Origin of the sequence: Streptomyces sp. UNOC14_S4 (assembly GCF_020740835.1) — a bacterium.
Taxonomy (GTDB): Bacteria; Actinomycetota; Actinomycetes; order Streptomycetales; family Streptomycetaceae; genus Streptomyces.
In genome coordinates, this window is record NZ_JAINFC010000426.1 from 1 (window position 1) to 6,635 (window position 6,635).

Here is a 6,635-nt window from a genome sequence, read left to right on the forward strand (position 1 = left end):
CGCGGCGCCTGTGCCGCGACGTCGGCGCGTTCGTGGTCGCCGTGCACTACCGGCGGGCCCCCGAGCACCCCTTTCCCGCCCCGTACGAGGACTGCCTGGCCGTGACGCGCCACGTCGCCGACCACATCGACGCGTACGGGGCCCGGCGCGACGGCCTGGCCGTGGCGGGGGACAGCGCGGGCGGCAACCTCGCCGCCGTGGTCGCCCAGGCCTTCCGGGACGAGGGCCGCCCGCTGGCCGCCCAGCTCCTGGCCTACCCGGCGACCGACTTCGACGGGGACTTCCCCTCGCGCACGGAGAACGCCACCGGGTACGTGCTCACCGCCGAGAACATCGAGGACGTCCAGTACCTCTACGCCGGGGACGACCCCGCCGTCCGGCGCAGCCCCCAGGTCTCCCCGCTGCGCGCGGAGACGTTCGCCGGGCTCGCTCCGGCGGTCATCGGCATGGCCCGGTACGATCCGCTGCGCGACGAGGGCCTCGCCTACGCCGAGGCGCTCGAGGCGGCGGGGGTCGAGGTGTTCGTCCGCACCTACGACAGGCTCGTCCACGGCTTCCTGAACCTGTTCCCCGTCTCCGCCGCGGCCGACGCCGCCACCGGCGAACTCTTCGCCGAACTCGGCCGACGGCTCGGCGGAGCGCCCTGACGGTCACCGTCCGTGACGATGCCGAGGTCGGACCGGAGGGTGGCCGGAATTAGAATGGTGGGGTGAACGAGAACCTTCCCCCCTGTCCTGAGTGCTCCGGCACGTACACGTACGAGATGGGCACGCTCCTGGTCTGCCCGGAGTGCGGCCATGAGTGGTCGCCCGCGACCGCAGAGGCCGAGGCCGCCCCGGGAGAGAAGGTGATCAAGGACGCGGTCGGCAACGTGCTCGCCGACGGCGACACCGTCACCGTGGTCAAGGCCCTGAAGGTCAAGGGCAGCCCCAGCGGTATCAAGGCGGGCACCAAGGTCCGCAACATCCGCCTCGTCGACGGTGTCGACGGCCACGACATCGACTGCAAGATCGACGGCTTCGGCTCCATGCAGCTCAAGTCCAGCGTGGTCAAGAAGGCCTGACCCGCGCCGCCGGGAGCCCGGCACCCGTGCCCGTACACGCACACGTCCCGCGCGGACGTGTCAGGGCCGGGTGCCCGCCCCCGCTCCCGCCGCTGTCTTCTCCGATGCCGTCGCGATCGCCTCGTCCAGGACCTCCCGCGAGCGGACCAGGTCGGCGATCAGCCCCTCGATACGCCGCCGCTCCTCGGTGGGCTCGGTGACCAGCCGGCCGGTGGCCCGCTCGGACGGGCCGCCGTCCACGTCCCGCATGCAGGGCAGCAGCTGCCCGATCTTCGTACTGTTCAGACCGGCGGCGAGCAGCGCCTGCACGCGGATGACCCGGTCGACCGCCCACTCGCCGAACTCCCGGTGACCCCCGGGAGTGCGCTCGGCGGTCAGCAGGCCCTGCTTCTCGTAGTAGCGCAGCGAGCGTTCGCTCACGCCCGTCCGCTCGGCGAGTTCCCCGATACGCATGCGTTCCCCCCGACCCCGCCGTGCCCGGCGGACTTGAATCTGACATCCGTGTCAGCTTCTACGGTACGGCCATGACGAACGCAGCCACCGCCAGCCGCCTCTTCGAGCCCTTCGACCTCGGCCCCCTCCGCCTGCCGAACCGCCTGGTCATGGCGCCGCTGACCAGGAACCGGGCCGGAGCCGACGGGGTGCCGCACCCCATCATGGCCACCTACTACGCGCAGCGCGCCTCCGCCGGGCTGATCGTCGCCGAGGCCACCACGCCGAACGCCGTGGGCCAGACCTACCCCGACATCCCCGCCATCCACCGCCCCGAGCACGTGGCCGGATGGCGACAGGTCACCGACGCCGTGCACGCGGCGGACGGCCGGATGTTCCTGCAACTGCAGCACGGCGGCCGCGTCGGCCACCCGGACAACAGCGGGCTGGTGCCCGTCGCCCCGTCGCCCGTGCCGCTCCCCGAGACGATCCACACCCGGGCCGGGCGCAGGCCCTCGGTGGTGCCCCGCGAGATGACCGCGGCCGACATACGGTCGACCGTCGCCGACTTCGCCCGCGCCGCCCGCAACGCCCTCGCGGCGGGCTTCGCCGGAGTCGAGGTGCACGCCGCCAACGGCCAGCTCCTCCACCAGTTCCTGGCCGGGAACACCAACCGCAGGACCGACGCCTACGGCGGGCCGGTGTCCCACCGGATCCGGTTCGTCGACGAGGTGGTGCGCGCCGTGGCCGACGCCGTCGGCCCCGGGCGGGTGGGCCTGCGGATCTCCCCCGGGCACACCGTGAACGGCATCGAGGAGGGCGACACCCACCGCATCTATCCCGCCCTGCTCGACGCCGTCGGGGACGTCGGCCTCGCCTACCTGCACCTCGAATTCGCCGACCCCGGCCTGCCCCTGTACCACGAGATCCGGCGCGGCTGGTCCGGCGTGCTGATGGCCAACCCCGGTCCGCGCGGCACGGCGGCACTGCCCGCCGACGGCGTATGGAGCGCCGGTGAGGAGCTGCTGGCAGCGGGAGCCGATCTCATCTCGCTGGGCCGCGGCTTCATCGCCAACCCCGACCTCGTCGAACGGCTGCGCCTCGACGCCCCGCTCAACCATGTGCGGGAGGAGTACTCGATGTACGTGGGCGGGGAGACCGGCTACACCGACTACCCCACGCTCGACCGGCAACTCGTTGTAAATGGCCGGTAGTTCACCTGGTCGCCGGTCGCCCGGGCCGCGACCATCGATCCCGCCCGTGTCCTGACGCCTCGGGCCCCACGGGGGCCGAGGCACGGAGAGGAGAAGGCGTGACGAGACGCTTCCGCCCGCCGCGGTGGAGATGGACCCTGTCCCTCGTTCTGTCGATCGTCGGTGTCGCCAGTGTGTTCATGGGGACGGCCGGTACGGCCCAGGCCGCTCCCGCGCGACGTGCCCAGCCCTGCGGGCCGGTCATGTTCGTGGTGCCGGGGTGGCAGGACGGCGGGGCCCAGCAGCTCCTGGACCCGGCCCGTGCTCCCGAGGGGGCCAACCCCGTACGCATCCCGTACCCCAACAGCGTCACCGACATCAACCTGTACACCGATGTCGACGCCGGTGTCGCCAACCTCAGGACGGCGCTCTACAACCTCTACGTCACCTATGGCTGCGACCTCAACACCAAGGTGTACATCGTCGGATTCAGCCTCGGCGCCCTCGTCGCGGGCACCGTCCTGGAGACCGAGCCGCCCGGGCGGAACATCCAGGGCATCCTGTTCTCCGACGGCCGTCGGCAGCCCTGGGAATCGAACTGGGGAGGCGACCCCGGCGGGCTCATCGGGCACCTGCCCATACCCGGCCCCGGCGGCGTCGGCTTCCGCCCCCTCGACGGGTTCAAGTACCCGACGCTGACCCTCTGCAACGGCCCCCGGTCGGCGGGCGGAGCGGACATCATCTGCTTCGGCGGCACCAACCTGGACAGCTACTTCACGTCGCACCCGTTCTACAGCTTCGACGTGGCCACCGAGCTGAGGATCCACGGCGAAGGCCCCTACCCGAACAACCTGCGGAACCGCGTCATCCCCTAGGCCACACCACATGTGGCACGGCAGTGCGCGGTTCTGTGCCCGGCGGCCGCCGGGCACAGAACCGCCCGGGCTCTACGAAAGGCACCGGGCCGATGGCCGACGACCTGACGGGACTGCGCGACCGCCGCGAGGGCGAGATCGTCGTCCACACCTTCGCCAACGGGCTCACCGTGACGGCCGAGGTGTCGTGGAAGAAGGACCGCCTGCGCATCCTGCCGCTCACCCGGCTCCAGGGGACCCTGCTCAACTACCTCATGCGGAACCCGTCCAGGGCGGCGGGCAAGCTGGTGTTCGAACCGTTCGCGGGCTCGGGCGCGTTCGGTTTCATGGCACTCGCCCTCGGCGCGCGCCGCGCCGACCTCCTGGACATCAACCCCCGGGCCCAGCGGTTCCACCGTGCCACGGCCGCCGCCAACGGTTTCTCCCCGCAGGCGGCACGGTCCTTCACCGGTGACCTCCGCGACTTCACCGCCGCCGAACCGTACGACCTGATCCTCGCCAACCCGCCGTTCCTGCCGACCCCCGACTGCGTCACCGGCACGCTCAACTCCAACGGCGGACCGGACGGCAACACCCTGCTGGACGTGCTCCTGGCCCGGCTCCCCGCGCTGCTGCGGCCCGAGGGCGAGGCGCTGGCCATCCTCTACCAGCTGATCCGGGACGGCGTGCCGCTCGCCGCCCGCAGCGTGCGCACCCATGTGCCGGACCGGCCCGTCGAGTTCACCCCGCTCCAGAACCGGCCCGTCGCCTTCGCCCGGTACGTCGAGGCGTACGAGCTCCAGCACCCCCGGGAACGGGACGGCATCCGCCGGTGGCGCGACGGCCTGGAGACGGCGTACGGTCCGGGCATGACGCTCGCGCACTGTGTCATGCACATCGGCCCCCGGGGCGACGCGCCCGGAGCCGTCACCGTGCGGCACAACGCGGCGGAGAAGTTCGGCAGCGCGTTCGTCGTCGCCGAGGACGACCCCGACTCCCTGCCGGTCGACGGGCGTCGGCACTGACGCCGGAAGCGGAGCACACCGTGAACGCGTACCTGGGGAAGGGCGAACGGGCCGCGGTGGCGCGGCGCGTGGCCGGGCTGGTGCGCTCGCTGGCGGAGAGCGAACAGGACGCTCTGCCGCTCCCGGGCCGGGATCCCGACGCCTTTCTCGACGGGCTCGGCTCGCTCGCCGTCGTACGCCTCCTGGTCATGGTCGAGGAGGAGTTCGGCATCGAGCTGGCCTCGGACGACGTGGTGCGCGAGAACTTCCGCTCGCTCGGGGCACTGCACACCCTCGTGGCGGACCGGCTCGGCCTGCCGCCCGACCGGCCGGAGTGACCGGATGACTCCTTCGCCCTCTTTGGCTGACTCCACCGGCGTGCACGACTACCTGCCCCACGGCGCCCCGGTCGCGCCACCCGACGGCCGGAGCATCACCACCGCGCTGCTGCACCACGCCCGGCACGCTCCCGACCGGCCGTACCTGACATGGTGCCCGGCAGGCGGCGGCCACCGGACGCTGACCTACCGCGAACTCGAACACCACAGCCGCCGCCTGGCGGCCCTCCTGACCGCCCGGCTCCGGCCCGGCTCGGCCGTGGCACTTCTCCCCGGCAACGACATCCCCTCCGTCGTGGCGGTCTTCGCCGCGCTGCGGGCCGGGACGCCCTGTCTGTTCCTCAACCCCTCCGACCCGGCACGGCGGCTGGCCACCGTGCTCGGCGCCCACCCCGTCGGAGCCGTCCTGTGCTCGCCGTACGCGCCCCCGCACGCGCGGCGGTTCACCCACGCCTCCGTCCCCCCGCAGGGCACCGGACCCGGCGGACTGGTCCTGGGGGACGACGGCCCGCCGCCGGGGTACGCCCTTCCGGCGGCCGCCGCGCCCGGGCTGCCGGGCGACGGGGCCGTGCCCGCCGACCGGACGGCGTTCGTGTTCGGCACCTCGGGCTCGACCGCCGCGAGCAAGCTCGTGGCCCAGCCGCGCCGCGCGGTGAGCAGCAACGCCGAGGCCGTACGCCGCCACCACCGGCTCGACGGGAACACCGTCCTCATGGGCGGGCTGCCGCTCCACCACGTCAACGGCGTGCACTTCACCCTCATGGCCCCCGCCCTCGCGGGAGCGCACGTCGTCCTGCCGCAGGAGCTGTCCCCCTTCGGCTACCGGGATCTCCTCGACGCCCACCGGCCGCACCTCGCCAGTGTGGTGCCGCCGGTGCTGGAGATGCTGCTCGCCACCGGCCGCGGCCGGCGTCCGCCGGACGGCCTCCGCTCCTTCGTGTCGGCCGCCGCACCGCTCGGCCAGGGCCTGCTGCGCCGGTTCACGGACACCTGGGGGACCTGGGGGATACGCGTCCTCCAGGGCTACGGGCTGTCCGAGACCACGAACTTCTCGACGACGGTGCCCCCGGACGTCACGGACGAGACCTACCGCGCCGTCGCACTCGACGCGGACATCCCCTCGGTCGGCGTGGCCCTGCACGGGAACGAGGTCGAGGTGTTCGCCCCCGACGGAACCGTCCTGGGCGAGGGCCGGACCGGAGAGATCAGGATGCGCGGCCACAACGTGATGACGGGCTACGCGGGCCGCCCCGACCTGACCTCCGAGGCGTTCGCCGGGGGCTGGTTCCACAGCGGCGACCTCGGCCACTGGGCGACCGGGCCGGACGGGCGCCGCTACTACTACCTCACGGGCCGGGCCAAGAACGTCGCCAAGGTGCGCGGCGAGAGCGTGTCCCTCGAAGAGGTCGAACGGGCACTCCTCGTCACCGGGCCGGTGACCGACGCGGCCTGCTTCTCCGTCCCCCACCCGCAGTGGGGCGAACAACTGGTCGCCGTGGTCGCCGCACCAGCCGCCGTCCTGCCCGCGATCAGGGCCGGGCTGGCCGCACTGCTGCCCCCGGCCGCGCTGCCCACCCACTGGCACGCCGTGGACCACGTGCCCAGGACCGCGACCGGCAAGCTCCGCCGGGCGGAGCTCGCCGAACGCTTCGCGCCCGAACACTTCACGCCCGGCGCGGCCCGGTGAAGGGCACCTACCGGGAGAGCCCCGGAGACCGCCATGTCGCGCTCCGCCACGCGCTGCTGGAGAG

General features: G+C 73.1%; 8 protein-coding genes. 7 read left to right on the top strand and 1 reads right to left on the bottom strand.

The features are described 5' to 3' along the window. Both K6I34_RS28465 and K6I34_RS28470 read left to right on the top strand, forming a co-directional pair. On the top strand, positions 1-647 hold a 647-nt coding region (locus K6I34_RS28465), incomplete at its 5' end, for an alpha/beta hydrolase (RefSeq protein ID WP_229330154.1). Between the two features lie 62 nt (positions 648-709). Then, the gene (locus K6I34_RS28470) at positions 710-1,063 is read left to right on the top strand and encodes a zinc ribbon domain-containing protein YjdM (RefSeq protein WP_229330156.1); all 354 of its coding nucleotides are present in this window, start codon (positions 710-712) and stop codon (positions 1,061-1,063) included. 60 nt (positions 1,064-1,123) lie between these two features. On the opposite strand, the gene K6I34_RS28475 is transcribed toward K6I34_RS28470, so the two are convergent. Continuing rightward, positions 1,124-1,516 carry a MerR family transcriptional regulator gene (locus K6I34_RS28475; RefSeq protein ID WP_229330158.1) on the bottom strand — a complete coding sequence of 131 codons (393 nt, stop codon included), beginning with the start codon at positions 1,514-1,516 and terminating at the stop codon, positions 1,124-1,126. Between the two features lie 71 nt (positions 1,517-1,587). Here K6I34_RS28475 and K6I34_RS28480 point away from each other — a divergent pair, with 71 nt between their 5' ends. The 5 genes from K6I34_RS28480 to K6I34_RS28500 all read left to right on the top strand — a co-directional run bounded on the left by K6I34_RS28480 (position 1,588) and on the right by K6I34_RS28500 (position 6,571). Further along, positions 1,588-2,709, top strand: a complete 1,122-nt coding sequence (locus K6I34_RS28480) for an alkene reductase (RefSeq protein ID WP_229330159.1) — start codon at positions 1,588-1,590, stop codon at positions 2,707-2,709. A 98-nt stretch (positions 2,710-2,807) separates the two neighbouring features. After that, a complete protein-coding gene (locus tag K6I34_RS28485; protein WP_229330161.1) occupies positions 2,808-3,563 on the top strand; it encodes a hypothetical protein in 756 nt (251 codons plus the stop codon). A 92-nt stretch (positions 3,564-3,655) separates the two neighbouring features. Continuing rightward, positions 3,656-4,567, top strand: a complete 912-nt coding sequence (locus K6I34_RS28490) for an RsmD family RNA methyltransferase (RefSeq protein WP_229330163.1) — start codon at positions 3,656-3,658, stop codon at positions 4,565-4,567. A 20-nt stretch (positions 4,568-4,587) separates the two neighbouring features. Next, positions 4,588-4,884, top strand: coding sequence for an acyl carrier protein (locus K6I34_RS38430; protein WP_229330164.1), 297 nt, complete (start codon positions 4,588-4,590; stop codon positions 4,882-4,884). A gap of 4 nt (positions 4,885-4,888) precedes the next feature. Next, a complete protein-coding gene (locus tag K6I34_RS28500; protein WP_229330166.1) occupies positions 4,889-6,571 on the top strand; it encodes a class I adenylate-forming enzyme family protein in 1,683 nt (560 codons plus the stop codon). Positions 6,572-6,635 lie beyond the last annotated feature (64 nt).

Bases quoted from the DNA above. Each gene is read 5' to 3' on its own strand.
- K6I34_RS28490 (WP_229330163.1), top strand. From the start codon at position 3,656: ATGGCCGACGACCTGACGGGACTGCGCGACCGCCGCGAGGGCGAGATC.
- K6I34_RS28480 (WP_229330159.1), top strand. From the start codon at position 1,588: ATGACGAACGCAGCCACCGCCAGCCGCCTCTTCGAGCCCTTCGACCTC.
- K6I34_RS28475 (WP_229330158.1), bottom strand. From the start codon at position 1,516: ATGCGTATCGGGGAACTCGCCGAGCGGACGGGCGTGAGCGAACGCTCG.
- K6I34_RS28500 (WP_229330166.1), top strand. From the start codon at position 4,889: ATGACTCCTTCGCCCTCTTTGGCTGACTCCACCGGCGTGCACGACTAC.